Annotated in this window: 22 protein-coding genes and 1 riboswitch; of the genes, 13 read left to right on the top strand and 9 right to left on the bottom strand. The window is 40.5% G+C overall.

The window, feature by feature from the left end; all coding sequences use genetic code 11:
• Positions 1-39: 39 nt before the first annotated feature.
• From FZC76_RS06035 to FZC76_RS06045, 3 genes are read right to left on the bottom strand one after another with little or no spacing between them, the layout of a single operon-like run.
• Positions 40-1,014 carry a glycosyltransferase family 2 protein gene (locus FZC76_RS06035; protein ID WP_148987348.1) on the bottom strand — a complete coding sequence of 325 codons (975 nt, stop codon included), beginning with the start codon at positions 1,012-1,014 and terminating at the stop codon, positions 40-42.
• Between the two features lie 11 nt (positions 1,015-1,025).
• Positions 1,026-1,412, bottom strand: coding sequence for a GtrA family protein (locus FZC76_RS06040; RefSeq protein WP_148987349.1), 387 nt, complete (start codon positions 1,410-1,412; stop codon positions 1,026-1,028).
• Positions 1,396-2,871, bottom strand: a complete 1,476-nt coding sequence (locus tag FZC76_RS06045; protein WP_148987350.1) for a glycosyltransferase family protein — start codon at positions 2,869-2,871, stop codon at positions 1,396-1,398. Before FZC76_RS06045 ends, FZC76_RS06040 begins: the two co-directional genes overlap by 17 nt.
• A 331-nt stretch (positions 2,872-3,202) precedes the next feature.
• Between FZC76_RS06045 and rarD the strand changes: the two genes are divergently transcribed.
• The 4 genes from rarD to FZC76_RS06065 all read left to right on the top strand — a co-directional run bounded on the left by rarD (position 3,203) and on the right by FZC76_RS06065 (position 6,542).
• Entirely contained in the window at positions 3,203-4,144 is a 942-nt protein-coding gene (gene rarD, locus FZC76_RS06050; RefSeq protein WP_148987351.1) for an EamA family transporter RarD, read from the top strand.
• A gap of 280 nt (positions 4,145-4,424) precedes the next feature.
• Positions 4,425-5,339 (top strand): nuclease-related domain-containing protein, encoded by a 915-nt coding sequence (locus FZC76_RS06055; protein ID WP_148987352.1) that lies wholly within the window; start codon positions 4,425-4,427, stop codon positions 5,337-5,339.
• A 323-nt stretch (positions 5,340-5,662) separates the two neighbouring features.
• Positions 5,663-6,040, top strand: a complete 378-nt coding sequence (locus tag FZC76_RS06060) for a nuclear transport factor 2 family protein (protein ID WP_187441962.1) — start codon at positions 5,663-5,665, stop codon at positions 6,038-6,040.
• 70 nt (positions 6,041-6,110) lie between these two features.
• Complete coding sequence (locus FZC76_RS06065) at positions 6,111-6,542, top strand: hypothetical protein (RefSeq protein WP_148987353.1); 432 nt, start codon at positions 6,111-6,113, stop codon at positions 6,540-6,542.
• 15 nt (positions 6,543-6,557) lie between these two features.
• Here the strand turns inward: FZC76_RS06065 and FZC76_RS06070 are convergent, their stop codons facing one another.
• On the bottom strand, positions 6,558-6,830 hold the full coding sequence (locus FZC76_RS06070; RefSeq protein ID WP_148987354.1) for a hypothetical protein: 273 nt from the start codon (positions 6,828-6,830) through the stop codon (positions 6,558-6,560).
• A gap of 512 nt (positions 6,831-7,342) precedes the next feature.
• On the opposite strand from FZC76_RS06070, the gene gloA2 reads away from it, so the two are divergent.
• Both gloA2 and FZC76_RS06080 read left to right on the top strand, forming a co-directional pair.
• Positions 7,343-7,729, top strand: coding sequence for an SMU1112c/YaeR family gloxylase I-like metalloprotein (gene gloA2 / locus FZC76_RS06075; protein ID WP_148987355.1), 387 nt, complete (start codon positions 7,343-7,345; stop codon positions 7,727-7,729).
• Between the two features lie 529 nt (positions 7,730-8,258).
• A complete protein-coding gene (locus FZC76_RS06080) occupies positions 8,259-8,684 on the top strand; it encodes a DUF4064 domain-containing protein (protein ID WP_148987356.1) in 426 nt (141 codons plus the stop codon).
• Positions 8,685-8,821: 137 nt separating this feature from the next.
• On the opposite strand, the gene FZC76_RS22895 is transcribed toward FZC76_RS06080, so the two are convergent.
• Positions 8,822-8,998 (bottom strand): hypothetical protein, encoded by a 177-nt coding sequence (locus FZC76_RS22895; protein ID WP_187441963.1) that lies wholly within the window; start codon positions 8,996-8,998, stop codon positions 8,822-8,824.
• A gap of 41 nt (positions 8,999-9,039) precedes the next feature.
• Positions 9,040-9,133: riboswitch (cyclic di-GMP riboswitch) on the bottom strand.
• A gap of 337 nt (positions 9,134-9,470) precedes the next feature.
• On the opposite strand from FZC76_RS22895, the gene FZC76_RS06085 reads away from it, so the two are divergent.
• Both FZC76_RS06085 and FZC76_RS06090 read left to right on the top strand, forming a co-directional pair.
• On the top strand, positions 9,471-15,182 hold the full coding sequence (locus FZC76_RS06085) for a pullulanase (protein WP_148987357.1): 5,712 nt from the start codon (positions 9,471-9,473) through the stop codon (positions 15,180-15,182).
• Between the two features lie 288 nt (positions 15,183-15,470).
• On the top strand, positions 15,471-16,403 hold the full coding sequence (locus FZC76_RS06090; RefSeq protein WP_148987358.1) for a DMT family transporter: 933 nt from the start codon (positions 15,471-15,473) through the stop codon (positions 16,401-16,403).
• A 135-nt stretch (positions 16,404-16,538) separates the two neighbouring features.
• On the opposite strand, the gene FZC76_RS06095 is transcribed toward FZC76_RS06090, so the two are convergent.
• Complete coding sequence (locus FZC76_RS06095; RefSeq protein WP_148987359.1) at positions 16,539-17,060, bottom strand: competence protein ComK; 522 nt, start codon at positions 17,058-17,060, stop codon at positions 16,539-16,541.
• A gap of 205 nt (positions 17,061-17,265) precedes the next feature.
• The gene (gene galE, locus FZC76_RS06100) at positions 17,266-18,285 is read right to left on the bottom strand and encodes a UDP-glucose 4-epimerase GalE (protein WP_148987360.1); all 1,020 of its coding nucleotides are present in this window, start codon (positions 18,283-18,285) and stop codon (positions 17,266-17,268) included.
• A gap of 216 nt (positions 18,286-18,501) precedes the next feature.
• Here galE and FZC76_RS06105 point away from each other — a divergent pair, with 216 nt between their 5' ends.
• Both FZC76_RS06105 and FZC76_RS06110 read left to right on the top strand, forming a co-directional pair.
• A complete protein-coding gene (locus tag FZC76_RS06105; protein ID WP_148987361.1) occupies positions 18,502-19,578 on the top strand; it encodes an acyltransferase family protein in 1,077 nt (358 codons plus the stop codon).
• 150 nt (positions 19,579-19,728) lie between these two features.
• On the top strand, positions 19,729-20,226 hold the full coding sequence (locus FZC76_RS06110) for a VanZ family protein (RefSeq protein ID WP_148987362.1): 498 nt from the start codon (positions 19,729-19,731) through the stop codon (positions 20,224-20,226).
• A 135-nt stretch (positions 20,227-20,361) separates the two neighbouring features.
• Here FZC76_RS06110 and FZC76_RS06115 read toward each other — a convergent pair whose 3' ends face one another.
• Positions 20,362-21,741, bottom strand: a complete 1,380-nt coding sequence (locus FZC76_RS06115) for a Glu/Leu/Phe/Val family dehydrogenase (RefSeq protein WP_148987363.1) — start codon at positions 21,739-21,741, stop codon at positions 20,362-20,364.
• Between the two features lie 162 nt (positions 21,742-21,903).
• A complete protein-coding gene (locus FZC76_RS06120; RefSeq protein WP_187441964.1) occupies positions 21,904-23,532 on the bottom strand; it encodes a diguanylate cyclase domain-containing protein in 1,629 nt (542 codons plus the stop codon).
• A 340-nt stretch (positions 23,533-23,872) separates the two neighbouring features.
• Between FZC76_RS06120 and FZC76_RS06125 the strand changes: the two genes are divergently transcribed.
• The 3 genes from FZC76_RS06125 to FZC76_RS06135 all read left to right on the top strand — a co-directional run bounded on the left by FZC76_RS06125 (position 23,873) and on the right by FZC76_RS06135 (position 26,970).
• Complete coding sequence (locus FZC76_RS06125; protein WP_148987511.1) at positions 23,873-24,784, top strand: carbohydrate ABC transporter permease; 912 nt, start codon at positions 23,873-23,875, stop codon at positions 24,782-24,784.
• Positions 24,784-25,611: a carbohydrate ABC transporter permease gene (locus tag FZC76_RS06130; RefSeq protein WP_148987365.1), complete on the top strand. Its 828-nt coding sequence runs from the start codon at positions 24,784-24,786 to the stop codon at positions 25,609-25,611. Before FZC76_RS06125 ends, FZC76_RS06130 begins: the two co-directional genes overlap by 1 nt.
• Before the next feature lie 81 nt (positions 25,612-25,692).
• A complete protein-coding gene (locus FZC76_RS06135) occupies positions 25,693-26,970 on the top strand; it encodes an ABC transporter substrate-binding protein (protein WP_148987366.1) in 1,278 nt (425 codons plus the stop codon).
• Positions 26,971-26,987 lie beyond the last annotated feature (17 nt).

The following is a 26,987-nucleotide window of genomic DNA, read 5'->3' on the forward strand; positions in this document are numbered from 1 at the left end:
AGCACTATGACTTGCTCCTAGTGCTTCCTTCAACATAATTTATTTAGTCCCAACAGTCTGTTTAATTTCTACCTCATCCTGCTTTTCCAGATTTACCGTATCTCTAACAATATAAATAGGTCTATTTTTGCTTTCGTCATATATTCTCGCAATATATTCTCCTACAATTCCCATCCCTAGTAATTGTATGCCACTGAAAAAGGTAATAGCGACCATGATGGAGGCCCAGCCTGCTTCTACCCCTTGCCCAAATAGCTTTACTAGAATGGCGTATACCAAAACCCCGAAGGAAACAAGAACAGAAAAGAAACCGAGTGACATAACTATTTTCAAAGGTTTGGTCGAGAAAGCAATAATTCCATCTGAAGCAAATTTAATCATTTTCTTTAACGGGTATTTTGTTTCTCCGGCAAATCGCTCGTCGCGTTCGTATTCAATGAATGTTTGCTTAAACCCAATCCATGAGAACATCCCTCGAACGAACCGATTTCTCTCCGTCATTTGCTTAAAAACATCTGCAACTTTCCGATCGATTAAGCGAAAATCCCCAGTATCCTTTGGAATATCAATATCTGACATGTAATTCAAGAATTTATAGAAATATTTTGCGGTTAGTAGTTTGAATTTCGTTTCTCCCGTACGTTTTTTCCGTTTGGCATAAACAACATCGAACCCTTCACGCCATTTTTCCAAAAGGGTTGGGATAACCTCAGGAGGATCCTGCAAATCAGCATCGATGATAACGATAGCATCGCCATTTGCATAATCAATGCCTGCGGTTACTGCAGTTTGATGGCCAAAGTTACGTGCGAAATTGACCACTTTCGCTTGAGGATCCATACTCGCAATATCACTTAATATATCAAGCGTGCGATCAGTGCTTCCATCATTTACGAAAATGAATTCATAACGGATGTTTTCTGCATCCATGACTCCTTTTAGCCTGTTATAACACTCTTGCGCTACTTCTTCTTCAAAATACATTGGTACAACAATAGATATTAATTCTCTCATAATAACCTCCACTATCTAGCTTTCTGTTCCTGTTCCTGAAAAAACGTCCATTTTGCATTTAAAAAGTAGTTAATAAATAAACTGGCCCCTATAGCGACCAAATTTGCCAAAACTGGTTGCAATCCAAGCTTGTTAACCAATAGGAAAAGGAAAAGGGTCTGAACTCCAAGTGTCAGAACATTTACTGCAATGAATTTATAAAAAATACTAGCCCTTTTCCTGTTATCTTGAAACACCCATCTTTTATTCCAATAGTAACTGTTCAGAACACCAAGGCAGTATCCGATAACATTCGCCACTAAATAATTTAATCCTAAATAATAAAGGATGGTAAAGCTGGCAAATGTAATAAGCGTATTAAATACGCCAACAGTTCCAAACTTAAGGAGTCTTTTCATCTATTAAATCTCCTTTTATCCTGAAGTAAGCCATGCTGCTAAGTAAAATGATTAAAGGGGTGACACTTACAAGATACCTTGACCTTGTTTCCCATAAAAGGAAGAAAAAGAAATATCCGATAATAGCCAACATACAAAACGTCACAAATGTCTTTTTTTCCTTCAATAAAGGAATAACAAAGAGCAGCCCCAATAAAATAACCAAATGCTGCACTCTGGCAAATGCTTGCAACAATTCACCAGATTTATAATCTACTAGTCGCTGGAAATTTTCCGGTTCCAATGGATGCCTTCTTAACTTATTCAACGAATAATAGGTTCCATCTGTCCATGTATGCTTAATCTTCTCTAAATTAAATAGAACGTTCCCGTAAATACCTTTTTCTCCAACACGCTGTTTCAACTCTTCAAAATGAATCGCTGACACTTCACTTCTAGGATGTTCTTTCAAGAGTTCCAGCGTCCAGTTTACATCGTCTCCTGAAAACTTTCCTAATCTATCAGCATTTTGTGCCATCACTAGCCAATGCGAAACAGGGAAACTAGTTTTCTGCTGTTGCTCCTCGTCCAGTATATCCAGCTGATAAAGCGAAAAAGTAAATAATGTTTTAACCACGAAGAGGATGATGAAAGGAACCAAAAAATATACCTTTTTCCACCCTTTCATAGAAAGTAATAAGGTAATTCCGAATGCAATAACAAAAATAATAAGGGATCCTTTAAGCAACATACCAAAAGCAAATACTGCCGATGCAACTAAAATGATATAGATATTTTGTTTAAATTTACCGTTTTTATCGATAAGAAGATTTAATGGGAGCAATAAAAAAATCAATGAAATGGTATCTGTATAAACAATTGGCGCGAAAAAGATATACGGGAAAAACAATACACTTACAGCTAAACTAATCATGCCGACTGTTTTCCCCGCTACTTTGGACGCAATGCGATAAATTAAATATTGACTAACTAATATGATAAAACTATTAAAAAGCATATAGGTTACTAGATCAGGAGTAAAAATCTTCCCGACTATTACCAATAGACAAAATAAAAAAACATTATTGGGGTAAATGGAAAAATAATCGCTTACCTCACCAGTTTCGATATACATTTTTGCAGCATTAACCAATGAACCGAAATCCCAAGTAGGATGTACAACAAAAAGCTTCATTACTGCAAGTTGCACTAATAAACTCCCAGCTAACATAGTGATTATCCAAAGGGACACTGGTACCTTTGCAATAGTTTTAAGAATTAAGTTTCGAAAACGAAACAGACATGCCATTATTATTAGAGCAAAAATAAATGTCAATGTTTCAAAGTAGCTTGTAGGAGTTTGGGCAATTGAGTCATGACCTTTGGTTACAAAAGCATTTATTCCAACAAGCACAGAAATTACAGAAAAAAATATTACATAAATAAACTTTTCAAAAAAACGGAAAATATCAAGATGCAAAGTCTTTCCTCCTACAAACAATTGAAAATTCCAAGCTTCATCTTCAATAGTATCATTTTCAAAATCTACCTTTTATTTGTAATCTGAGAACCTAATAGATTATATCACAAAACCAATTTAGAAATCAGCAATATCACTAGGTAATAAGGACCGGATTTAGTATAGGAATTAAACTACATTTTTTGCAATACCTTTAAAGCGAGTTGGTTAAACATAAAGGGGGGAGGATTAACTCTGGAGTTTTCTTCGCGCCTCGAAATGTTTTCATTGCAATCCCTTGTAATCGGCCCTAAACTAAATACAAACATTCTTAAGTAAAGAGGGTACAGCCATGAATGACACGACAGGAAATAAAGAGTTTGGATTAGGAGTTGCCTCTGCGGGCTTAGCATATATTTTTTGGGGGATTCTCCCTTTATTTTGGAAGTTAGTAGATGACGTGCCTGCCGGGGAGATTTTGGCGCACCGTATTGTCTGGTCGCTCGTCTTTATGCTGATAATTTTAGCTATGATGCGAAAGTTACCAGCGTTTTCTATGGAGCTTAAGGCTCTGGTTAGAAACCGGAAGCGATTAATTGGGATTAGCCTTGCTTCAATTTTCATCAGCATTAACTGGGGTCTCTATATCTGGGCGGTGAATGCTGACCGAGTCATAGAAGCGAGCCTCGGCTACTATATCAATCCGCTCGTGAGTATCTTACTTGCTGTCATTGTGTTAAAAGAAAAACTTTCTGTTCTTCAAACATTGTCTATTATTCTAGCAGGGGTCGGTGTGCTCGTACTGACTTTCAGTTTTGGTACTTTTCCGTGGGTGGCCATGATGCTTGCTTTAAGTTTTGCTTTTTATGGTCTGATTAAGAAGATGGTGCAAGTCGGTGCGCTTATTGGATTGGCCATTGAGACACTGTTGATTACACCATTTGCACTGCTGTTTTTGGGGGATGTGCATGGGGCGAGTAGCAGTGGCGGTGGAGCTTTTGGTGACTCATTAAATGTAACATTGCTTCTGTTGCTTGCCGGTGTGGTCACGGCAATTCCCTTGCTACTTTTCGCGAGTGGTGCGAAAAGAATCCCACTGTCGATGGTCGGTTTGCTGCAGTATTTTGCGCCAACTATCAAGCTGATTATGGGCGTTTATTTGTTTCATGAACCATTTACCAGTGCGCACTTAGTTGCGTTTGTTTGTATATGGCTGGCGCTTGGAATTTATACGTTTACGTTGATGCGGGGATGGCAGATGAAGAGGTCGGTTGTGGTTAGTAAGGGGGTTTAATGGTTGGAGTTGTGAAGGGATGAAGACACTTTCGGTCAAAAAATTTGAGTGGAATTGTCTTCATAGGTGATATGAAGACAATCTCAAAAGGAAAAAAGATTTGAAAGTGTCTTCATAAGGGGAATGAAGACACTTTCAAAAAGAAATCTAGTCTGAAAATGTCTTCATGGCAATAAAATCTCTAAGATTCTAGAATTGCACATAAAAATTCCCGGAAATTACTAAAAAAATCTCACTATCTCCAAGTAATCTGTTATATTTATACAGAAAGGAGTGTGCTATGTTATATAAATCTCGAACCACACCACGCGAACTGGAAGTTTACCAGTATTTAAATACCCGCATTAAACTATCAGAAATAGAGAGGAAACATCTTTATACCCTTCGTAAAGGATTTGAAGGGGAAGTGCAATTTGATCGTTTGACCTCATCTATTCAATCCGAATGCCTAATCCTCAATGATCTTCTCCTACAGCAAAACAGAAGCACTTTCCAAATTGACACGTTAATTATTGCTCCCTACACTATTCATCTATTTGAAGTCAAAAACTTTGAAGGTGACTATTTCTATGATTATGACAGACTGTACACTAAAATTCCTCCACAGTCAGAGGTAACAAACCCACTGATCCAACTAACTAGAAGTGAGTCGTTACTTCGCCAACTACTTCAAAGCCTCGGTTGCAACTTGCCTATTCAATCCTTAATCGTCTTTATTAACCCTGAATTCACCCTATATCAAACACCAATTAATAAGCCTTTCCTATTCCACAGTCAAATTAATCGGTTCCTCGAAAATATTAACACCACCTCAGGTAAACTAATAAACCATCATAAAGAATTAGCAGAACAAATAACAGCTCAGCATTTAATAGATGCCCCATTTTTTCTCCCGCCCTCTTACGAATACGATGAACTACGAAAAGGTAATACTTGCGAGAATTGTGGATTATTTAAAATAAGCGTTGCAGGTACCAAGTGTATCTGTAAAGAATGTGGGAAAATGGAATTATCGGATACCCTTATTATGAGAAATGTTAAGGAACTTACTAAGCTGTTTCCCGATAAGAAAATTGATACAAACACAATATATGAGTGGCTTGAAGGAGCGATTCCGAAGCGGACCATAGGGAGATCTTTAAAAAAGCATATGAATTGCAATGGAGTGCGGCAGTGGAGCCACTATGAATTTTAATTGGAATGTTGATTACAAGAATACTTTTATGATGGATCAGATGAAGACACTTTTGAGTTAAAAATACGTTTGAGAATGTCATCATAGTAAAGATGAAGACAATTTCCAGGTGAAAATGTATGTGGGAGTGTCATCATAATAAAGATGAAGACACTTTTGAGTTGGATTTGTGTATGAGAGTGTCTTCACTCCATTACTGATGACACTTTTTGAGAGAAAGCAGATAGAAGGAGTATCATACAAAAGCTAATCACAAATGAAGGTATTGTATGAAGTGATAGAGAACTATATTAATACAAATAAAGATAAAAGGAGATTCAATCATGATTCAAAACCAAAACAAAGAAGCATCCATCTCATTCCTCCAATTGGTTGCCTCTGGAAAAATCCGTGAAGCATTTGAGCGCCACATTGCTACTGATTTGCGTCATCACAATCCTTATTTTCGTGGGGACGCCGAATCGCTAATGGTAGCGATGGAAGAGAACGCAATTCAAAGTCCTGATAAAACGCTTGAAGTGAAGCATGCCATTGCAGATGGAAATACGGTTGCTGTCCACTCCCATATCAAACAGAACCCTGAGGACATCGGAGCCGCGGTTATTCATATTTTCCGTTTTGAGGAAGAGAAGATTGTGGAATTGTGGGATGTCGGCCAGGCAATTCCGGAAGAATCACCGAATGAGCACGGGATGTTTTAATACTTATTGGTGATGGGTAAAGTACCATTTAAGGCAATGTGAAGTTCTATGAAAGCAGGCGATAATAAACATGGATTTTTTTGATAAAATCAAGAGTGGCGTCATTCCGGTCCCTATTACTGCTTACATGCTCCAAGAGGTACTTCGAAGAAACGAAAAGCTGCAGGAAGTTGCAGTGGAAATTACAGAAGATGAGATTATTGTCACTGGCAGAGCGGAAGCAGATCTTAAGGTGACTAAAAAGGACCTCTCATTCTCCATTACCCTCGAGCCGGTTCAGATGGAAGGAAGAGAGATAATATTTAAGATTGTGAAACTTAAACCTTTGAACCTTAGTATTCTTAATAAACGTATTTTTGACAAACCGCCACATCTGACCTACAAAAGCGGTCACATTAGAATCGATTTTAATGGTTGGGAGCTTGTCAGAAAGATTCCTATTGGCAAAATTAAGAGTTACAAGGTGGGAGATGGGAAAATTATAGTGATGGTAGGGGTCTAGTAGAAACCCAAAAAGTTAGATTTTCTTTCTACCCTCCATTTCCAACTTTTCGCGCTCCTTCTTTTGTTGATGAAGTGCAAGGGGATCTGTGTAAAGGCCAAAAATATCCCCTTGTTTATATACCTCAGTTTTTTTAGGAAGATGGTTCTCTTCTTTTACAAAAATTTTTGCTCTCCGATTGAAACCAGGTAGTATAACAGCTGTGCACAAAATGACCACAATAATCGCCCACAAATGGCCCTTAATAACAAGAAACAAATAAATTATCCCCAACAATATTAACCACATATGAGCCTCCGAGTAGAAAAAAGTTTCACGACTACATATATGGTGACTAATAAAAAAATATGAATGAATTTGTACCCCATTTAATACAAATCAATCTATCATCCTCTATTAAAATCCACTCCACCTTCAGGACATCAGTCCATACAACCTTATCCACCATACATAGAATAATAGAAAAGGTAGCGGGACGGGGCCCAATTTCACCTGACAACCACCCGTCACTTATCTTTTAAAGGAGGTGCAACAACATATGAAATGCTACTACTATCTTAGCTCGAAAAAAGACCATCATACACACTGCAAACCAAAACACAAAGATAAGCGCGATTGCAAAAAATGTGAAAACAAGTTCAATATCAATATTTTCGGAATCAGCATTAATATTGGCGGGAAAAGTCATTGCTAATTTTAGAAGAGTTGACTACATGATTGAAAGGGCAGTGAATACTGTCCTATTTTTGTGTCTTCGATAAATTTTCTGTAAGATGAAATAGAAAAGGGAGGTTTAAAGAATGAACCTGACAGGTATCCATCATATCGCCATTATCTGCTCCGAATATAAAATTTCCAAAGAGTTTTACGTTAATCTGATGGGCTTTCCCATCATCAATGAAGTATACAGGGAGGAACGAAATTCTTATAAACTTGACCTAGCTCTACCGGACGGCACCCAATTGGAGTTATTCTCTTTTCCGGATGCTCCTGTAAGACCAAGCTATCCAGAAGCACAGGGACTACGCCACCTGGCCTTTCAAACTCCGGATATTGTGGAAGCAGTGCAGGAACTAGAAGGGAAGGGGATAAAAGTGGAACCTATAAGAATAGACGAGCATACAAAGAGGAGATTTACTTTCTTCTCTGATCCAGACGGGCTGCCGATTGAATTGTATGAATCTTAAATTTAAGTTAAGAACAGGTCATGTTACTGGATGTACAGGCTTTGCTTGTAGAAGTAATTAGTAGAATATAGAGTGTATGGAATGAGGCATTAGGAAGAGACCTGTTCTCAATGTGGAGTTTATGCACTTACTTTTGATTGCGATTGACGGCTTACGGCTTTAAGAATGAACAATTTATCCTGGGCAGTCAACATTCTCCAGCTTTTCACTTTAATCTTCATTAGTGTTTTCCCCTCTTTCGTATATTTCTGCTATGTTTCTATACTTTGAAAATACCTTTTATTAACTTGATATAAACAACAAAAATTCCTACATTTTCCGCGCTTTAATGTGCGTATTAAGGTGGATTTTATCGAATCCTCGGTATAAGAGGGGCAGAGCAAATTTCTACCTTGGAAAAACAATATATTTTTTTCCTATTTTATCCTTCTTTTTGACGTGATAAAATTAGTTGATGAAGATTGAAACCTTATGGAGTTAAACTACGTATAACCCATATAAGGTTACATAATAAGAGGAGGAAATGAGAATGAAACGTACAGCAGAGATAGTGATGACAGTCATCGCAGTGATTATTAGTGGATTGACGGCACTTTTTGGAGTGTTGATGAACTTGGGAATGTCTGATCCTGAATTTACAGAGATAATGGAAGAGGAAATGACGGCAGATCCGGCTATGGAAGGCATGGATATGGGTGGATTCATGGATTTATTGTCTATGGCAGGTCCTACGCTACTGACAGTTGGAATCATTTCTTTAATTCTAGGAGTTATCGGGATCATTGCCATTAAAGGAAATAAAAAACCTGTACTTGCAGGTATCATGCTAATTCTAGCAGCACTTGTCATCGGAATTGGAACCCTTGGTTTTGGAATCATTCCAGCAGTCCTATACTTGATTGCGGGAATTATGGCATTTGTTAGAAAACCGAAAGTAACGGAACAACATATTTAAAGAGCAGAAGGGACAGGTACGGCGATCTTTTTAGGTCAGGGTGCCTGTCCCTTCACTATATCTTCAGAACAAAAAGGCCTCGTAACCCGGGGCCTCTTCTTTTTGTAAGTCTGTTTCTCTTAGCTGTCTATCAAGATTTAATAAGTCAAATCTTGAATTTTCGTTCTGCATTGAATTGCTTCTAGCCTATGGGATTCCGCTTTTTCCACCAGTTGCTGCTTCATGACCTTGTCGAGGCAATCTTCAGCAATGACAGTGTAATAGTGGGATCTCATATTGTGCCAGAAGTACTGTAAATTTCTTACCGTCTTCATAGCAGGACCTCCTTTTCACTCATAAATCAACGGAGGTTGGTGCGGGTAACTGGCTAACTGGTCTGTTATGAAAAACAGACTGAAGTCCCTATAGTTTTGCGTCACTAGCTTTCACTAGTTTTGCCTTTTTCCATGATTTATGAAAAGTACATTCCTATTGTAGTCTTTTAGGCGGTGTAATGACATAGGACCTTTGGGGTGTTTTGTCGCAATTTGTCGTAGAGGGCCTATCCCCAAAATCAAAAAACCAATTGAAAATTTTCAGAAATCATAGTATGTTATAAATAGAATATTGGTAGCGTTTGCATAAATTTGTAGGTTTATAGTTGTGGGGCTGCTTTTTGTGCAACTTTGCGCAAACGGTTCCGCAATTCGGTGAACCTTACCTAATAGTGCAAACGCTTCCACAAATTAGCAAGTCAGTCATCACGATCAAGGTTGTTGAGATCAAGATTACGAAAGGGGCAGGGATATGAAGAGAAGGTTTCAAAGGGGAATGGCTGTACTACTATCTGTTCTTCTAGTTGTTTCCATGTTTGCAGGCTATCTACCAACAAGAGCAGTGGCTGAAACGGGAGATAAGCGGATAGAACTTAGTTACGAGCGGCCAGATGGAAATTATGAGGGCTGGAATCTGTGGGTCTGGGGAACTGGTGTGAAGGACGACCAGATAGACTTTACAGAAGTAAAGGACGGCATTGCCTTTGCTAACATTGCAGTAAGTGAAAATGCGGATAGTGTGGGTTTCATTGTCCGTAAAGGTGATTGGGAAGAAAAGGACTTTGATGGAGATAGATCTATAAAGGTCAATAAAATTGATGACATCACCAAAGTACACGTAACAAGTCAGCAGGAACAAATTGCGCAAATCCCTGATGGCAGTGCACCTGTTGTCGCGGACGGAAGCGCAGATTTCTTTTTCCGTGATAAAGACTTATACGCAACTGGTGACATGGACAAGGTCGAAAAAGTCGAGCTTTCCATACTAGGCGAAAAATATGAAATGAATGCAGAGCCGGAAAATGAGCGTTTTACTTATACAGTAAACGACCTTCCTACAGGCGAGCATGAATATACTTATTTGGTAACAGTAAATGGAGAAACAAAAGAAATTTCAGACCCATATAACACAGTGGATGGCAAATCCGTTGTGGAGTACTTGGCCTCAGATTTAAACGTGACAGGTTCGGTTACCCCGGCTAAGGTCGATTACAACCAAAACGCTGTCGTGACAGTGGACATCGAATCTGAAAATGACACAAAAATTCGTGAGATGTCTATCAATCTATCAGAAATTGGTGGCAACGAGAAAGTAACAATTGATCCTGCACTGAATGAAGTGACAGTCGCAGTTAAGCAAAATATTACAGCAGGTATCAAAACCTTGCCTATCACAGCGATTGATGAATTTGGTAATCGCCATGAGGGGACTGCAACCTTAGAGGTTCAGGCACGTACCTTCACTGGTGAAGAGGCAGATTTCGATTGGGATCAGTCTGTAGTTTATTTTATGCTAACAGATCGATTCTTTGATGGAGATTCATCCAACAATGATCCGCATGGAATTGGTTATGACACAAGCAAGTCTGGTACATATCAGGGCGGGGACTTCAAAGGTATTACACAAAAACTTGATTACTTGGACGAGCTTGGAATTAATACAATCTGGATCAGTCCGGTTGTTGATAATATCAAATATGATGTTCGACACAACGAAGGTACGGATACCCCATATTATGCCTACCACGGCTATTGGGCGGATAATTTCGGGGAATTAAACCCGCATTTCGGTTCCATGGCGGACTTCCATGCCTTAATTGATGAGGCCCATGAACGCGGCATTAAAATCATGGTCGACGTGGTATTGAACCACACTGGTTATGGATTGAAACCAGGCGACAGCAGCAGTGTGGCGAATTTCCCGACAGATGAGGATCGTGCACGTTTTGACGGAATGCTTCGTGATGGAGGCTCGGACACCATTCGCGGTGAGCTTGCTGGCCTTCCGGATTTTCTAACGGAAAACGCGGATGTCCGTGAACAGGTGGTTCAGTGGCAGACAGACTGGATCGAAAAGTCCAGGACGGCAAAAGGCAACACCATTGATTATTTCCGTGTCGACACAGTTAAACATGTGGAAGACACGACTTGGATGGCGTTCAAAAATGCTTTAACGAAAGAAATGCCTGAGCACAAGCTGATTGGGGAAGCATGGGGAGCAAATGTCAATGATGACCAAGGCTACCTGAACAGCGGAATGATGGACTCTTTACTCGATTTTGATTTTAAAAACTATGCTCGTGACTTTGCAAACGGGCAACTAGATGCGGTTCAGGAAAAGCTTGAGGCGCGTAACAGCAAATTGAACAATACGGCAACACTAGGTCAATTTTTAGGAAGCCATGACGAGGACCGCTTCTATGAGATGGTTGGAGGAGATCTAGGGAAGTATCAAGTGGCTGCATCGCTTCAATTGACAGCAAAAGGTCAGCCAGTTATTTATTACGGAGAAGAGCTGGGCTTGCCTGGTAAGAACGATTATCCGTATTATACCAACCGCCAGAACATGCCTTGGGATGACGTAGAAGGTAATGATGTACTAGAGCACTATCAAAAGGTACTCGACTTCCGTAACGAAAATCCAAACACGTTTGCCAAAGGAAACCGCGAGAAGGTAGCGGGATCTGACAGTGATGGATACCTTGTATTCTCCCGCACGTACGGAGAAAATTCCGTTTATGTAGGATTAAATACTACAACTGCTGATAAAGAAGTAACCTTGAACTTCGGTTCTTCCGAAGCAGTGGTAACCGACCACTATTCCGGTCAAGAGTATCAAGCAAATGAAGAAGGACAAGTAAGTTTCACGATTCCAGCGATGGAAGACGGCGGAACTGTCCTGCTTGAAGTGGTTGGCGGAGCACCACCTGTGGAAGAAGAACCAACAGAACCAGGTGAAATCGCCGAAAATACGCTTCGCATTCACTATCAACGCACAGACAACAGCTACGAAAACCTTGGCTTATGGCTATGGGGAGACGTCGCGGCACCATCTGAAAACTGGCCATCAGGCGGTACACCGTTTGAAGCTGAAAATGTCACAGAATATGGTGCGTATGTAGATGTAGAGCTTGCAGAAGGAGCTCAAAATGTCGGTTTCCTTGTCCTTAATACTACCAATGGTGATAAGGATGGCGGAGATAAGGGCGTTGAGCTCTTTAGTCCAGACTTAAATGAAGTATGGATCAAACAAGGCTCTGATGAAGTATTTTTATATGAACCTGCTGACCTGCCAGAAAATACGGTCCGTATTCATTATGAAAGAACAAACGCCGACTATGATGGTTGGGGATTATGGAATTGGGAAGATGTAGAATCCCCGTCTGACGGCTGGCCGAATGGAGCTGCGGATGCAGCAGGTATCGGAAAATATGGTGCCTACTATGACATCAAGCTAAAAGAAGATGCAAACAAAATCGGCTTCCTTTTTGTGAACAAACAATCAGGAGCACAAACGGGAGATATGACGTTTGAAATGTTACAACAATACAATCAACTTTTTGTAAAAGAGGGAGAAGATAAGGTCTACACAAACCCTTATGGAACCGTGCCATTGGCGCTTGTGTCCGGAGAGGTTTTGTCCGATAAGCTGATCACTCTTACTTTTACAAAAACAGAAGGCTTAGATGTAGCAGAACTGAAAGAACAGTTGAAAATCGTTGATGTAGATGGAAACGATGTGACCTTCACAGATATAACAATTGAAGGCGAAAAAACAGTCCATGTTCACGGTGAGTTTGACTTAGAGAAGCTTCCATTTGATGTTACTTATGGTGATGTGACGGTTTCTGCAAAATCAGGATGGAAACTCATTGACGAAATGTATGCTTATGATGGCAAGCTAGGAGCCGAATTGCATGAAGACGGAACGGCTACGCTAAAAGTGTGGTCGCCAAAAGCGGACAATGTGTCTGTGGTGCTTTATGACAAGAAAGACCAAAATAAAGTTGTTGATACAATTGAAATGGTCAAAGGAGATCGCGGTGTTTGGTCTGTTAAGCTATCTGAGGATAATACCGGCCTTGATAGTTTAAAAGGATACTATTACCATTATGAAATTACGCATGGTGATGTAACGAACCTTGCCTTGGATCCTTATGCAAAATCGATGGCAGCCTGGAACAATGAAGCAGGCGAAAAAGTAGGAAAAGCGGCAATTGTGGACGTAAGTTCTATCGGACCTGAGCTTGAATATGCCGACATTCCTGGTTTTGAAAAGAGAGAAGACACAATCATTTACGAGGTACATGTACGCGACTTCACGTCTGACCCGAACATTGGGGAAGACCTGAAAGCACAGTTCGGTACATTTGCTTCTTTTGTAGAGAAATTGGATTATATTCAAGACCTTGGTGTGACTCATATTCAGCTGCTACCTGTAATGAGTTACTATTTTAGTAATGAATTAGAATCCGGTGAACGTATGCTTGATTATGCTTCCACTGATACGAATTACAACTGGGGCTATGACCCGCACGGTTATTTCTCCCTATCCGGTATGTATTCGGAGAACCCAGAGGATCCGGAACTGAGAATCAAAGAATTCAAGAATCTAATCAAAGAGATTCATAAGCGCGACATGGGTGTGGTACTGGACGTGGTGTTTAACCATACAGCACAGGTTCACATTTTTGAGGACCTTGTACCGAACTACTACCACTTCATGGATGCAGACGGAACGCCTAGAACTAGCTTTGGTGGCGGACGTCTTGGTACGACTCATGAAATGTCCCGTCGTGTACTGGTAGATTCCATCAAGCATTGGGTGGACGAGTACAAAGTGGACGGATTCCGCTTTGATATGATGGGAGATCATGATGCAGAAAGTATCCAACTTGCTTTTGATGAAGCGAAAAAATTGAACCCGAATATCGTCATGATCGGGGAAGGTTGGGTAACATTTGCCGGTGATGAAGGCGAGCCGGTTCAAGCGGCTGACCAGCAATGGATGAAAGATACAGAAGCTGTCGGAAGCTTCTCGGACGAATTCCGTAACGAATTGAAATCTGGCTTCGGAAGCGAAGGGCAGCCTCGATTCATTACAGGCGGCGCGCGTAACGTGCAGCAAATTTTTGATAACATCAAAGGACAGCCGTATAACTTCGAAGCGGATGACCCAGGTGATGTGGTTCAATACATTGCCGCACATGACAACTTAACGTTGCATGACGTAATTGCACAATCTATCAAAAAAGACCCGGAAGATCCGGAAAATAGTTTAGAGATTCATAAACGTATCCGTATAGGAAATGCGATGGTATTAACGTCTCAAGGGACCGCATTCTTGCATGCAGGCCAGGAATTTGGTCGCACGAAGCAATGGAGAGCAGATGCAACAGAGGCACCATACAAGTCCACTTATATGACTGATGCTGAAGGTAACCCTTTTGTATATCCTTATTTTATCCACGATTCCTATGATTCTTCGGATATCATCAACCGAATCGATTGGGAAAAAGCAACAGATGCTGAGAAATATCCAGTAAATAATGTGACTCGTGAATACACGACAGGCTTAATCGAATTGCGTCGCTCTTCGGATGCATTCCGTCTAGGAGAACGTGCTTTGGTAGATTCCAATGTAACAATGGTTGATGCACCTGAAATTAAGGAGCAAGATCTAGTTGTTGCGTTCAAGAGCGTGTCCACTGCGGGTGTCGAATATTACACATTCATTAATGCGGATACTACTAGTAGAACACTGACGTTAGGGCAGGATTTGACGGATGGTGTGGTAGTGGTTGATGCTGATGAGGCTGGCGTGGCTGAGGTATCTGAGCAGAGCGGTTTTGAATTGACTGCAGAAGATATAACACTTGAGCCGTTAACGACGGTTGTGGTGAGAGTCGGGGAGCAGGAAGGAACGGACCCTGGAAACGGCAATGGCAATGGCAATGGAAATGGAAACAACCCAGGTACCCCGCCTGGTAAGGGTGGAGAAAACCCTGGTAAAGGAAATGGGAATGGGAAAACCCCTCCTGGAAAAGGTGGAGAAAACCCTGGCAAAGGCAATAAGCTTCCTAAAACAGCAACATCTTCATTCAATTACATCATGCTTGGAACGGTGATGGTAGTGTTTGGTGGCGTGTTGTATCTGGGAAGAAGATTGAAATTTAATAAGTAGTTTGGTTTGGAAAGAGTGTGGACTGGCGTGTAAACGCTTGGTTCACACTCTTTTTTTGGTTGATATTGGGAGGGGAAAGTGGATGAAGACACATTTGCTGGGAAAATAAGTTCAAAAGTGTCTTCATAATATGGATGAAGACACTCTCACAGGGAAAATAAGTTCAAAAGTGTCTTCATAGCACGGATAAAGACACTCTCAAGTAAAATCCGAACTTAAAAATGTCTTCATGCTTGAATCCAAACTATGGTACGATATGTAAAAATAAAAAAGGAGCCAGTCCCCATCATGCAAAACACCAAATATTACTTAGCACTCCTCCTCATCATGATCTTCTGGGGCATGAATGTTCCATTAGTGAAAATACTTGTGGAAAATTTGAGTCCGGTCACCATGACAGCTTTTCGCGTCATGACAGCAGGACTTACAGTTTTTCTGATTCTATCCATATTTAAACTTTTCAGGCTGCCAACAAAAAGGGAAACTAAATATATCATTCTGGCTACTTTGCTTAATGTCGTCTGCCATCACTACTTTCTATCCCTTGGCCTAAAGGGGACCTCAGGCACAAATGCGGGAATTATTTTAGGGGCGGGGCCAATCCTAACGGCTCTGATAGCCACTGTTTTACTTAATAAGAAAACAAATATACAAAGATGGACTGGCTTCATCCTCGGTGGGGCAGGAGTGACCATCACCATTCTCGTAGGAAGCAATGGGATTTCAGAAGTCAACATAGGAGATATTTATGTTTTCGTGTCCATATTGACCCAAGCCTTCAGCTTCATCCTTATTAGTAAACTTGCAAAGACCCTCGATCCCCGGCTATTGACAGGATACATGTTGGTCATGGGGGCTGGTATTCTTTTAATTATTGGGCTGATAACAGAACCGGGAGCGATAAAGGAGTTTGCCAACTTATCCGGGGAGATATGGTTTGCTTTCTTTACATCCGCAATCATTGCTACTGCGCTTGGCCATATGTCTTATAATTTTATAATCGGAAAGGTTGGCCCTGCAGAAGCATCTATTTTTCTTAATTTCACTCCATTTTTTGCACTCATTGGCTCCGTATTTATGCTAGGTGAAAGAGTGACAGTCTATCATTCAATAGGTCTTTTACTGATTGTGGCAGGGGTGTTGTTGGGATCTGGGGTTTTGGAGCGTGGGGGTAATTTGGAAAAAAGTTCTGTTTTACCCGTTCAGGGCGTTAAAAAATGAGGAACTTGAGTATTAACCACCGAGCTCTCTATAACCGAGAGCCCGGGTTCAAGTTTATTAGTAACAGATTGTTGTAACCATACTCCCTGATAGGTTGCAGCAATGTCTTACTAATTCATGATGTACAACGTATAATTACCTATTCTTTCGTGAGCGCTTAACTTTAGGGTTTAATGAAAAGTTAAACTGTTTACTTGAACAAAATCGGGTTAGGATGACAGAAGCTTTCTTTACTTGTTCATAAATGGTTGAGGCAGATACATCTAATTCCAATTCTTCTAGGTTGTTAAATACGATGATGCATTTTGTCGGAGAAACAGCTTCTACATGTTTTAGATGTTGAAGGAACAACCAACAGCATGCATCCTGATCTGGCGAATGTGTTGGAATGGCGATAATTCCCTCCGCTTCATCAATAAGTATAGGCGTTTTTTGAATGTAATTGGTAAAGTAAATGGTGGCCACCCTTCGCCCCTCGTACGTACAGCAATCGTTCAAACAACCCCTGTGCAGGATTTCCCTAGCTGTTTCATCCGTCAAAAACTCTCCTTCAATATCCTTTATCTTTGTCTGATACTGAGGATGCCTATTCGACAACAAAGCCATTGTCGTAAGGCTAATTTGGTACTGTTGAATCACATTCAGTTGTTTACCCATAACTCCCTATATCCCTCCCAAGAGCCAAAATTTGTAATAAGCCCTACAAGTTATATTATATAGTCATATGGGTATAATTTCCTAGTACTTTTTTGAAAATTGTTACAATTTGTAATAATTTGTTTGTATTTGGTATTATTTAAGAGCTTTTGTAAAATAAAAGGCATTGCAGTCGGAAAGTGCTGCAACGCCTCTGTAAAATATATTAGCTTTTCGCTTCATAACCATTTGGATTATTCTTTTGCCATCTCCACGAATCAGAGCACATTTGCTCTAAATCTTTTTCTGCTACCCAGCCTAAATCTTCTTTTGCTTTAGTAGGATCTGCAAAACATTCCCCAATATCACCGGCACGCCTCGCCACTACTTGATAAGGAACTTCTTTACCAGATGCTTGTTCAAAAGCTTGTACCATCTGTAGTACACTATAACCGGTTCCTGTACCAAGATTATATGCTTCTACACCTTTTGTTTCCAAGATATTTTCTAATGCTTTCAAATGCCCTTTTGCAAGGTCCACTACATGGATATAGTCACGCACGCCTGTACCGTCTACTGTGTTGTAGTCATCACCGAAAACTTGCAACTGAGGTAGTTTTCCTACCGCAACTTGAGTGATAAATGGCATCAAGTTGTTTGGAATACCATTTGGATCTTCGCCGATACGTCCACTCTCATGAGCACCAATAGGATTGAAGTAACGTAGTAGCGAGATGCTCCACTCCTGATCAGAGACATACAAATCTCGTAAAATTTGTTCAATCATCAATTTTGTCTGACCATATGGATTGGTAGCACTTAATGGAAAGCTCTCTGAGATTGGAACACTTTCTGGCAATCCATACACAGTAGCAGATGAACTGAACACGATATTTTTCACACCATACTGCTGCATCACTTCCAGTAGTAAAAGAGTGCCAGTAATGTTGTTATGGTAATAAAATAAAGGCTTCTCTACTGATTCACCAACTGCCTTTAAACCAGCAAAGTGAATGACTGCGTCTATGTTATGTTCTTGAAACACACGTGCTAATCTATCTTTATCTAAAAGATTTATTTCATAAAATGAAAACTCTTTCCCTGTAATTTCTTTTACTCTTCGTAAAGACTCCATATTGCTGTTCATGAAGTTATCTATTACTACAATTTCGTGCCCTGCATCTAATAATTCTACACAAGTGTGAGTTCCGATATATCCAGCCCCACCAGTAACTAAAATTGCCATCCGATGATCCCCCATTAAGAAACAGATTTTATCCAATATTAACACATCTTTAGATATGTTTCATTTTTTTCATCCAAATGATAAAGTCACTTAAAATTTTTCAGCAAAAATGAAAAGTCTGTACTATTACTTTCATATTACAAACATTGGTTTCTTGTAGATTTCGACAAATTTCGTGTTAATCTATAGTGAATTGTTATTAAGAGGAGGGGACGTATGAAGAAGCATATTAACGAATTATATTGGATTCGTGCCCTTGCTTGCTTGAGTGTTGTATTCATTCATGCTGTTTCTAGAACTTATGTAAATTATGACTTACCAGAGTCTACGATAGATATAATGAAGATTGTACAAATTTCCTTATTGTTTGCTACCCCTATGTTTATTTTGATATTTGAAGTCATTCTTGGTCATGCTTACTGGGACCGACTACCCAAAAAGTTTTTTCAAAAAAGATTCTTGTATTTATTTTTCCCGTATTTAACCATACCTTTCATCTACGCGCTCTATGAAATTGCTACCACAAATGCAAGCGCAAAGACGGTATTGGATGCAACATTGACCAACATTCAGTATGCGTATTGGCATGGTTATTTTATCCTTATCATTTTGCAATTTGTTGTTATTCATGCACTATTTGTGAAAGTATTCAAAAATGTACCTGCTTGGATTATGCTCACTGTTGCATTTATCATTAATGCAAGGTATTTGCATACCGCCAACTTCAATTTTGATATGATGCCACCGATTATGCATGAGTGGTATTCGTTAGTACGTGTTCCATTTCTAGGTTGGATTTTTTACTTTACGGTTGCGTATTATGTAGGAAGATATTTAAAACAAGTGAAGGATCATAGAAAATGGGCATTTCCTGTTTCGATTATCGCTTCCATAGCCAGTCTCGTGTATCTACTAGACAACTATACGACAGGCAAAATAGACCAGCTAACATCTGTTAGATTTGACATCATGTTTTACACAGTTGCTCTATTTTTCATGTTTTATTATCTTTTTTCCTTTGTAAAGAAGGTACCGAAGATCGTTATGTTTATTAGTAAATATTCATTTCCTATATACCTGTTGCACTACCTAGGTTTTGACTTCATTCATTCCTTGTTGCCAAAAATGAATATGGGATTGTATATTATCATCTTGTTTGCTGCAGGGATTTTTGTTCCAGTGCTTATTGCTCGTATCTTTAATTTGACTCCTTTTGGTAAATTTATCGTGGGTCAAATTAGAAAGACACCTAAATCTAGAGATAAATTATCAGGTAGCCAAGTACCTGCATAGTATAGAAAATAGAAGTGGAAAATGTGGAGAGGACTCTCTGCATTTTCCGCTTTTTTCTGTTTCATTCATTGGTGGAGTAAGGGTAGGGGATGTGCTATACTTGCTAAATATCTAGTAAAATATTAACAGTTTTGAGGGAGAAGTAGAAGAATGCAGTTGCAATTACAGAAAAAAATGATTGCGGTAATATCTTGGGCACTAGTTGTCGGTTGGATGGCATTGATTTTCTTTCTATCTGCTCAGCACGCAGAACAGTCAGCTGATTTGAGCGGGGGAATTACAGAGTTAGTAAATGAGGTAGTGGAACAAGTTGCACCCGATGCAGAATTTCACATAGATGAGATTAGTTTCTTCGTCAGGAAGAACGCGCACTTTTTTGCTTATATGCTGCTTGCGGTTCTCACATTGAATGCAGTCAGAAGAAGCGGGGGGCGTGGCTGGTTGAGCATGGGCGTGGCATTTATTATTTCTGTCCTTTACGCCATTTCTGACGAGGTTCATCAACTTTTCGTTCCCGGCAGAAGCGGCCAGGTGAGTGATGTGTTGTTAGATAGCATGGGTGCTTTAGTGGGAATAGCCCTATATTCGCTCATAAGTCGCTGGTTAGGCAGAAGAAACAAAGCCCCAAAAAACATACGAGCGAACTAAAACGACTAATCTCATAAACCAAAACCTGAAAAGAAGAAGGGAGGACCAAACTTCTTTTCAGGTTTTTTTGAGGGGTTCTTTAATGCTTTAACGCACAGCGGGTCAGACCCCTCTTTACCTCTTTACCACTACACCTCAATAAAGCTTCCCTTGCCTGTAAAGGACGGTGGAGAGTTTCATGACGGAGTGGATGTAGCAGTTTTGTCTTAGTGGGTGGGGGTCGCCGAAGAAGGCTGGCAGTATGGTGTCCATGGTGTTTTTCATTTTTTCGAGCAGGAGTTTGTATACCTGTTCTTCGGTATAGAATTGGGTTTCACGCCCTTGCATCCACTCAAAATAGGACACGATGACCCCACCTGCATTTGCCAGGATATCCGGGATGATAATGACCCCTTTGTCACTTAAGTATTGGTCCGCTTCGCTTGTTACTGGAGCATTGGCGCCTTCGACAATAATCCGCGCTTTAATCTTTTCTTTATTTGCATCATGTATTTGATCTTCGAGTGCAGCTAAAATTAACGTGTCCACATCAAAATATAAGATGTCCCCGCGGTCGCGAATGGTGGCTTTGATTTGAGCATCCTCTAATTGATTCTCAGTAGTTGGCAGATCTCCACTGTTGAGTGCAACGAACTTTACCAATGACGGGATATCAAGCCCGTCCGAATTATATAAAGTGACATTACGGTCGCTTACTGCTACCACTTTATTTTGCAGATGCTGGCATTGATAAGCTTCTAGTGCTGCAACAGATCCAACATTTCCAAATCCCTGAACCGCAATAGTCAGCGGGCTTCCGTCATAATCCAAAGCCGTCTTAGCAAAAACGTTTTCGTTGTTGGTCAGGAATTTACGCTGTTCTTTTAGGAAATCATGTAACAAGTAACGGAAGGAAAAGTAAACGCCTTTCCCTGTTGCCTCTCGGCGGCCGAGGGATCCGCCGTTTATCACACTTTTACCAGTAAAACTACCTTTATACGGCTGGCCTGGGCGAATGCTTTTGTACTCTGCCATCATCCAGTCCATTTCTCGTTCACCTGAACCCATGTCCGGGGCGGGAATATCCTTGTCTGGACCTAAGATATCGCTAAAATACTGAACATATTTTTTGCAGATTAAATGGAGTTCCTTCACAGAAAAGGAACGGGGATCTAGTACGATACCGCCCTTACCGCCACCATATGGCACGTCATGTAAGGCATTTTTCAAAGTCATCAAGGATGCAAGATTAATGACTTCTTCCTCGTTGACGGTTTCATGAAAGCGTATCCCACCTTTATAAGGACCAAGAGCATTGTTGTGTTGTACCCGGAATGCGGGAATTCTGACAACGCTTCCATTTTCGAGCGCAATCCTCAGAAATGATTTATGTAAATGGTTTGGTGTAGAAAGGATCGCACCCAGGGAGGTAAACGCCTGCTTCCTGGAATCTCCATCAAGCTCTGGCAAAAAAGCAGAATCCTCCAGTAACGCATCCAAAGACTCCTGTACAATCATCCTCGTCTGATTAGCCATAACTACCACTCCTCATTATCAGTATATTTAAAAAGTATAACATACAACAAAAACAAGAACCCCCGAGAAGGCTTCACTCGGGGGAGCGGGTAGCTTTATTGCGTTAGTGCTTTAATCGACTGAGGGTCAGACCCCTCTTTACTTCTTCACCACGACACCCCGCTAAATCACGCTTATCCGGTAGTTGTTGCGGCCGGCGTTTTTGACGGCGTAGAGGGCTTGGTCGGCTTTGCGGAATAGTTGTTTGACGGTTGTTCCATTGGCTGGGTAAGTGGAGATGCCAATGGAGGAAGTGGCATGTATTTGGTGACCGTGAATGGTATAAGGGTTCCCTAATGTTGTCAGAATCCGGTCAGCCACTTTGTTTACCTGTGTCATGTCCTCTATGCCGTGAAGCAAGATGACAAACTCATCACCGCCTAATCGTGCGACGATATCACCTTCTCTTATAGACATCACCAATCTTTTCGAGAACGCAATGAGCAGTTCATCCCCTATTTCATGTCCGTAAGTGTCGTTTACTTCTTTTAAATGATCACAATCTAAGAAAAACAACGCAAGCATGCTTCGGCTTCTTTCAGCGTTTAACAACGATTCTTCTATCTTTTCTTCTAGTAGCCTTCTGTTGGGGAGCTCTGTCAGGCTATCATGATAGGCTTGAAAGGTAAGTTGTTCCTGCAGTTTTTCCCTTTCCTTTTCGATGAAACGTTTTTCCGTAATGTCTTGGGCAATGATATATGTACCCTTTACAACGCCTTTTACAATAATAGGAACATTAGTGACGGACAAGAATAGTTCGCGTCCCTTAGAATCAGGGAATAACAACTCATAGTTTGTAACCTCGCCACGCTTCGTCTTGTTCAGGTCTAAATCCGGAACAACCTTTTTGGCGTACTCTACAATATTAAATCCAATGATGACTTCGCTAGGAAAACCTGTAATGGTCACACAGGCATCATTAATATTTTCAATAATTCCATCATCATTTACCATACATACAGCGTTCTTATGATAGGAAAATAGTGATTTATAGGCGTCATGGCTTTCTTCCAATTTTTCCTCAAGTTCTTTTAAATGCTGGATGTTGCGATAGATCATGGAAATGGCAACGACTTTATTTTCTTCATTCAGGATGGGTGAATAGCTGACAGAAGTGTGAATGGACCTTCCTTCTTTTGTAAGCCGGACAGTTTCTTGTGGAGGAACGGATTGCCTTTTCTTTATAAGGGCCAACGTATCCAATGTTTGCGTTTTCAATTCACTTGGTGTAATGGGGAATGATTCCCACGATTGTCCGATTAGTTCAGAAGCACTCCAACCAAATTGTTGGACAAATGCTCCATTAATTTTCAGAACGGCGCCTTCCACGTCGATGACAAGCATGGCATCCACTGTGTTTGCTACCAACGATTCCAGAAAAATATAATCCTCCGCTTTCTTTTTCATGGCACTTACATCTTTGGTGATCGCCAGCACAAATGTTTTTCCATCTTCCTCTATAAAAGTGAGGCTTGTTTCAGAAGCAGGAAGATGACTTTCAAATAAATTCAAATCTGAGTAGGTTACAGGCTGCTTTGACTGTATGCACTTTGTATAATTCTCGTCCAGTAAGGTAAAAACGGAATGTGGAAGAACATCTACCAATCTTCTGCCCACCATATCGATCCCAAGCTTCTGTTGGGCAGATGGGTTTACACTTGTGTACCATAATTCGTTATCTTTCCACTCAACCAAAAAGACCATATCTGCCATCTGGTCAAAAAACAATGAAAACTGCTGTCTAATAGTCATCGTACTCCTACTTTTCCAATAAATAAATTTAATTAGCATATTTCTTCCATTATATCAGAATATTCAATGAAACATTAGGAATTGTAAATTAATATAAGATTATTATTAAAAATTTTCATAAGGGGTCAGACCCCAGCAGGTATTTTTGTCCCTCTGTCGAAACCCCCTACCTCTCCTCCTTCTATCAATTCAGTACCCCTATGTTGTCAATTGAGTGACCCTGAAATGGTGTGGAAGCGTTTTATAATGTAGGAAAGCGTTTACAAATAGGCGGTGAGTAATGATGGAGACTAAAATTGAACCGAAAGTGGATCCTGTTGTGCCGAATAGTTCAGGCAGGATGAAGTTGCATGATGTGAAGGGCGATCCCAAAAGGAAAGCCAAACTTAAGAGCATATTAACGTACACGGCATTTGTTGGACCTGCACTTATTTTTTTCTTTGTTATCCAAATTATCCCGTTTCTTATGGGAATCTATTATTCTTTTACTTCCTGGAATGGTGTCAGTTCCGCTATTGAGTGGGTGGGACTTGAAAACTATAAGCGGATCTTCACGAATGACGAAGTATTCTTTAACTCTTTCATGTTCACGACGAAGTTCATGTTCGCAGCAGTTATCATTAGTAACTTGATAGGTTTCGGCCTTGCGCTGTTACTTAATGCAGCATTGAAAACGAAAAATATCCTAAGAACCGTCTTTTTCATCCCGAACGTCATCGGAGGACTATTGCTCGGTTTCATCTGGCAGTTCATTTTCGTCAGAGGATTTGCATCAGTTGGAGAACTTACGGGACTTTCGTTTTTCAAGCTTCCTTGGCTTGGAGATGAAACAACAGCTTTTTGGGGAATCGTCATCGTATTCGCTTGGCAAATCAGCGGTTACATGATGATTATCTACATCGCAGCCCTTCAAGGGGTGGACAATTCCTTATTGGAAGCGGCTAGAATTGATGGGGCGAACAACTTCACCCTTATCACTAAAATCATTATTCCATTAATTTTACCGGCCTTCACGATCTGTTTCTTCCTGACAATCGCGATGGCATTCAAAATATTCGACCTGAACCTGAGCTTAACAGGCGGCGGGCCATTCAACTCTACACAGTCAGTGGCCATTAACATCTATCAAGAAGCGTTCCAGAATAACCGTTATGGCCTTGGAACGGCAAAAGCAATCATCTTCTTTGTAGTCGTGGCAATCTTTACGACATTCCAAGTAATGGCAACAAAGAAAAGGGAGGTTGAGGCATAATGGATCAAAAGTATACGAAAAGAACCTTTGTGCTTGAAGTTATAGGAATCCTTCTGGCAATCCTATTCCTCATTCCCTTTTACTTTGTCATCATAAATTCAGTGAAAAGCTTTAGTGAAATACTGATTGACGCGGCTGCATTGCCGACAGAAATCCTTTTTAGCAACTATGCAAAAGTGTGGGAAATCATTCAATTCCCGCGTGCTTTCTGGAACTCACTGATTATCACGGTTCTCAGCAATATCGGAATTGTCGTCATAAGTTCCATGGCTGCGTGGAAAATGGTCCGCACTCCCGGAAAGTTTAGTAAAATATTATTTGTCATCATTGTTTCTGCGATGGTCATTCCGTTCCAAACGGTTATGATTCCATTGATGAAGCTAGGTGGCGCACTAAACCTTATCAATAGTATCCCTGGAATCGTCGTCATGTACTTCGGTTTTGGCGTACCGCTTTCTCTTTTCCTATACCACGGTTTTGTGAAAACAGTTCCGGTGGAAATTGAGGAAGCAGCGCGAATTGATGGATGCAGTCAGTTTGGGGTATTCTGGAGAATTGTATTCCCACTTCTCAAACCAATTACGGTCACAGTGGTTATCCTGAACACACTTTGGATTTGGAACGATTATCTACTGCCGCTACTTGTTCTTCAGACAGCTGAGCTAAGAACGATTCCGCTTGCAACAAGCTCATTCTTCGCGCAATACACGAAGCAGTGGGATATGGGGCTTGCAGCATTAATGCTAGGTATCGCACCGATCATCATTTTCTTCTTATTTTTACAAAGGCACATCATCAAGGGGATTGCCGCAGGTTCTGTTAAGTAGACTTAGCATGGGCCGCAACCTTACTGTGGCCACTGTCAAGTTACTATAAAATTTTTCATTTAAAACAAGGGGGGCAATACAATGAAACGCTTAGTACTTCTTTTATTATCGTTGTCGTTAGTGGTTGGAATTTTCGCAGGCTGTTCTAGCGATAATTCTTCCGGCAACAGTGACAACAATTCTGGGGATGGAGATCAAGTTACATTGAATCTTTTCCAATTTAAAGTAGAAATCGCTGACCAATTAGCAGAAATGATCAAAGAATTCGAAGCAGAACATCCGAACATCAAAGTAAAATTAGAAACAGTTGGTGGGGGAGCAGATTACGGTGCTGCTTTAAAAGCAAAATTCGCATCTGGTGAGCAACCGGACATCTTCAACAACGGTGGATTCAAAGAGCTTGAGCTTTGGAAAGAGCACTTAGCAGATCTTTCTGAAGAGCCATGGGCAGAGCACGTTCTACCAATCGGTAAAGTACCAATGACAGATCCAGAAGACGGCAAGCTTTACGGAATGCCTGTAAACCTTGAAGGATACGGATTTATCTACAACAAAGACTTGTTTGAGGAAGCTGGTATCACAGAACCTCCTACAAATATTACAGAATTGAAAGCAGCTGCTGAAAAATTAGAAGCGGCAGGCATCACACCTTTCTCAGCTGGATATGCAGAATGGTGGGTAATCGGACAACATTTACTTAACATTCCATTTGCACAACAAGACGATCCAGAAGCGTTCATCGCTGGTCTATATGACGGATCAGAGAAAATCGTTGGCAACAAGCATTTCGAAGACTTCAAAGAAGTTCTTGATGCTGAAATCAAATTTGGTAACGACAATCCATTAACAACAGACTACAACACACAAGTTACGCAATTTGCAAGTGGTCAAACTGCGATGCTTCAACAAGGTAACTGGACGGAAAACATGATTTATGAAGTAGATCCAGACATGAACATGGGCTTCCTTCCGATTCCAATCAATGATGATGCAAGTGCAGACAGCCTTCCTGTTGGGGTTCCAAACAACTGGGCGATCAACAAAAACTCTGAAAATATCGAAGAGGCAAAGACATTCTTAAACTGGATGGTATCCTCTGAAACTGGTAAACGCTACATCACTGAAGAGTTCGCTTTCATCCCGGCATTCGATAACATCGAGCCAGCTGGACTTGGTGACCTTGGTCAATCTATCCTTGAGTACTCTACTGCGGAAAAAACGGTTCCTTGGACTTGGTTCATGTGGCCGGATGGAGCAAACAAAGAGTTTGCAGCAACAATCCAAGAATACGCTGCTGGAAGAATCGACTACGACACAGTTCTTGAGCGCTTCCAAACTACTTGGGATAACCTAAAATAATCACTATTTTCGAAAAG

The organism is Sutcliffiella horikoshii, assembly GCF_008180725.1.
In the GTDB taxonomy this organism is placed as follows: Bacteria; Bacillota; Bacilli; order Bacillales; family Bacillaceae_I; genus Sutcliffiella_A; species Sutcliffiella_A horikoshii_B.

Bases quoted from the DNA above. Each gene is read 5' to 3' on its own strand.
- FZC76_RS06040 (WP_148987349.1), bottom strand. From the start codon at position 1,412: ATGAAAAGACTCCTTAAGTTTGGAACTGTTGGCGTATTTAATACGCTT.
- FZC76_RS06135 (WP_148987366.1), top strand. From the start codon at position 25,693: ATGAAACGCTTAGTACTTCTTTTATTATCGTTGTCGTTAGTGGTTGGA.
- FZC76_RS06080 (WP_148987356.1), top strand. From the start codon at position 8,259: ATGAAACGTACAGCAGAGATAGTGATGACAGTCATCGCAGTGATTATT.
- FZC76_RS06090 (WP_148987358.1), top strand. From the start codon at position 15,471: ATGCAAAACACCAAATATTACTTAGCACTCCTCCTCATCATGATCTTC.
- galE (WP_148987360.1), bottom strand. From the start codon at position 18,285: ATGGCAATTTTAGTTACTGGTGGGGCTGGATATATCGGAACTCACACT.
- FZC76_RS06060 (WP_187441962.1), top strand. From the start codon at position 5,663: ATGATTCAAAACCAAAACAAAGAAGCATCCATCTCATTCCTCCAATTG.
- FZC76_RS06035 (WP_148987348.1), bottom strand. From the start codon at position 1,014: ATGAGAGAATTAATATCTATTGTTGTACCAATGTATTTTGAAGAAGAA.
- FZC76_RS06065 (WP_148987353.1), top strand. From the start codon at position 6,111: ATGGATTTTTTTGATAAAATCAAGAGTGGCGTCATTCCGGTCCCTATT.
- FZC76_RS06105 (WP_148987361.1), top strand. From the start codon at position 18,502: ATGAAGAAGCATATTAACGAATTATATTGGATTCGTGCCCTTGCTTGC.
- FZC76_RS22895 (WP_187441963.1), bottom strand. From the start codon at position 8,998: ATGAAGACGGTAAGAAATTTACAGTACTTCTGGCACAATATGAGATCC.
- gloA2 (WP_148987355.1), top strand. From the start codon at position 7,343: ATGAACCTGACAGGTATCCATCATATCGCCATTATCTGCTCCGAATAT.
- FZC76_RS06110 (WP_148987362.1), top strand. From the start codon at position 19,729: ATGCAGTTGCAATTACAGAAAAAAATGATTGCGGTAATATCTTGGGCA.
- FZC76_RS06085 (WP_148987357.1), top strand. From the start codon at position 9,471: ATGAAGAGAAGGTTTCAAAGGGGAATGGCTGTACTACTATCTGTTCTT.
- FZC76_RS06120 (WP_187441964.1), bottom strand. From the start codon at position 23,532: ATGACTATTAGACAGCAGTTTTCATTGTTTTTTGACCAGATGGCAGAT.
- FZC76_RS06115 (WP_148987363.1), bottom strand. From the start codon at position 21,741: ATGGCTAATCAGACGAGGATGATTGTACAGGAGTCTTTGGATGCGTTA.
- rarD (WP_148987351.1), top strand. From the start codon at position 3,203: ATGAATGACACGACAGGAAATAAAGAGTTTGGATTAGGAGTTGCCTCT.
- FZC76_RS06095 (WP_148987359.1), bottom strand. From the start codon at position 17,060: ATGGGTAAACAACTGAATGTGATTCAACAGTACCAAATTAGCCTTACG.
- FZC76_RS06130 (WP_148987365.1), top strand. From the start codon at position 24,784: ATGGATCAAAAGTATACGAAAAGAACCTTTGTGCTTGAAGTTATAGGA.
- FZC76_RS06070 (WP_148987354.1), bottom strand. From the start codon at position 6,830: ATGTGGTTAATATTGTTGGGGATAATTTATTTGTTTCTTGTTATTAAG.
- FZC76_RS06055 (WP_148987352.1), top strand. From the start codon at position 4,425: ATGTTATATAAATCTCGAACCACACCACGCGAACTGGAAGTTTACCAG.
- FZC76_RS06125 (WP_148987511.1), top strand. From the start codon at position 23,873: ATGAAGTTGCATGATGTGAAGGGCGATCCCAAAAGGAAAGCCAAACTT.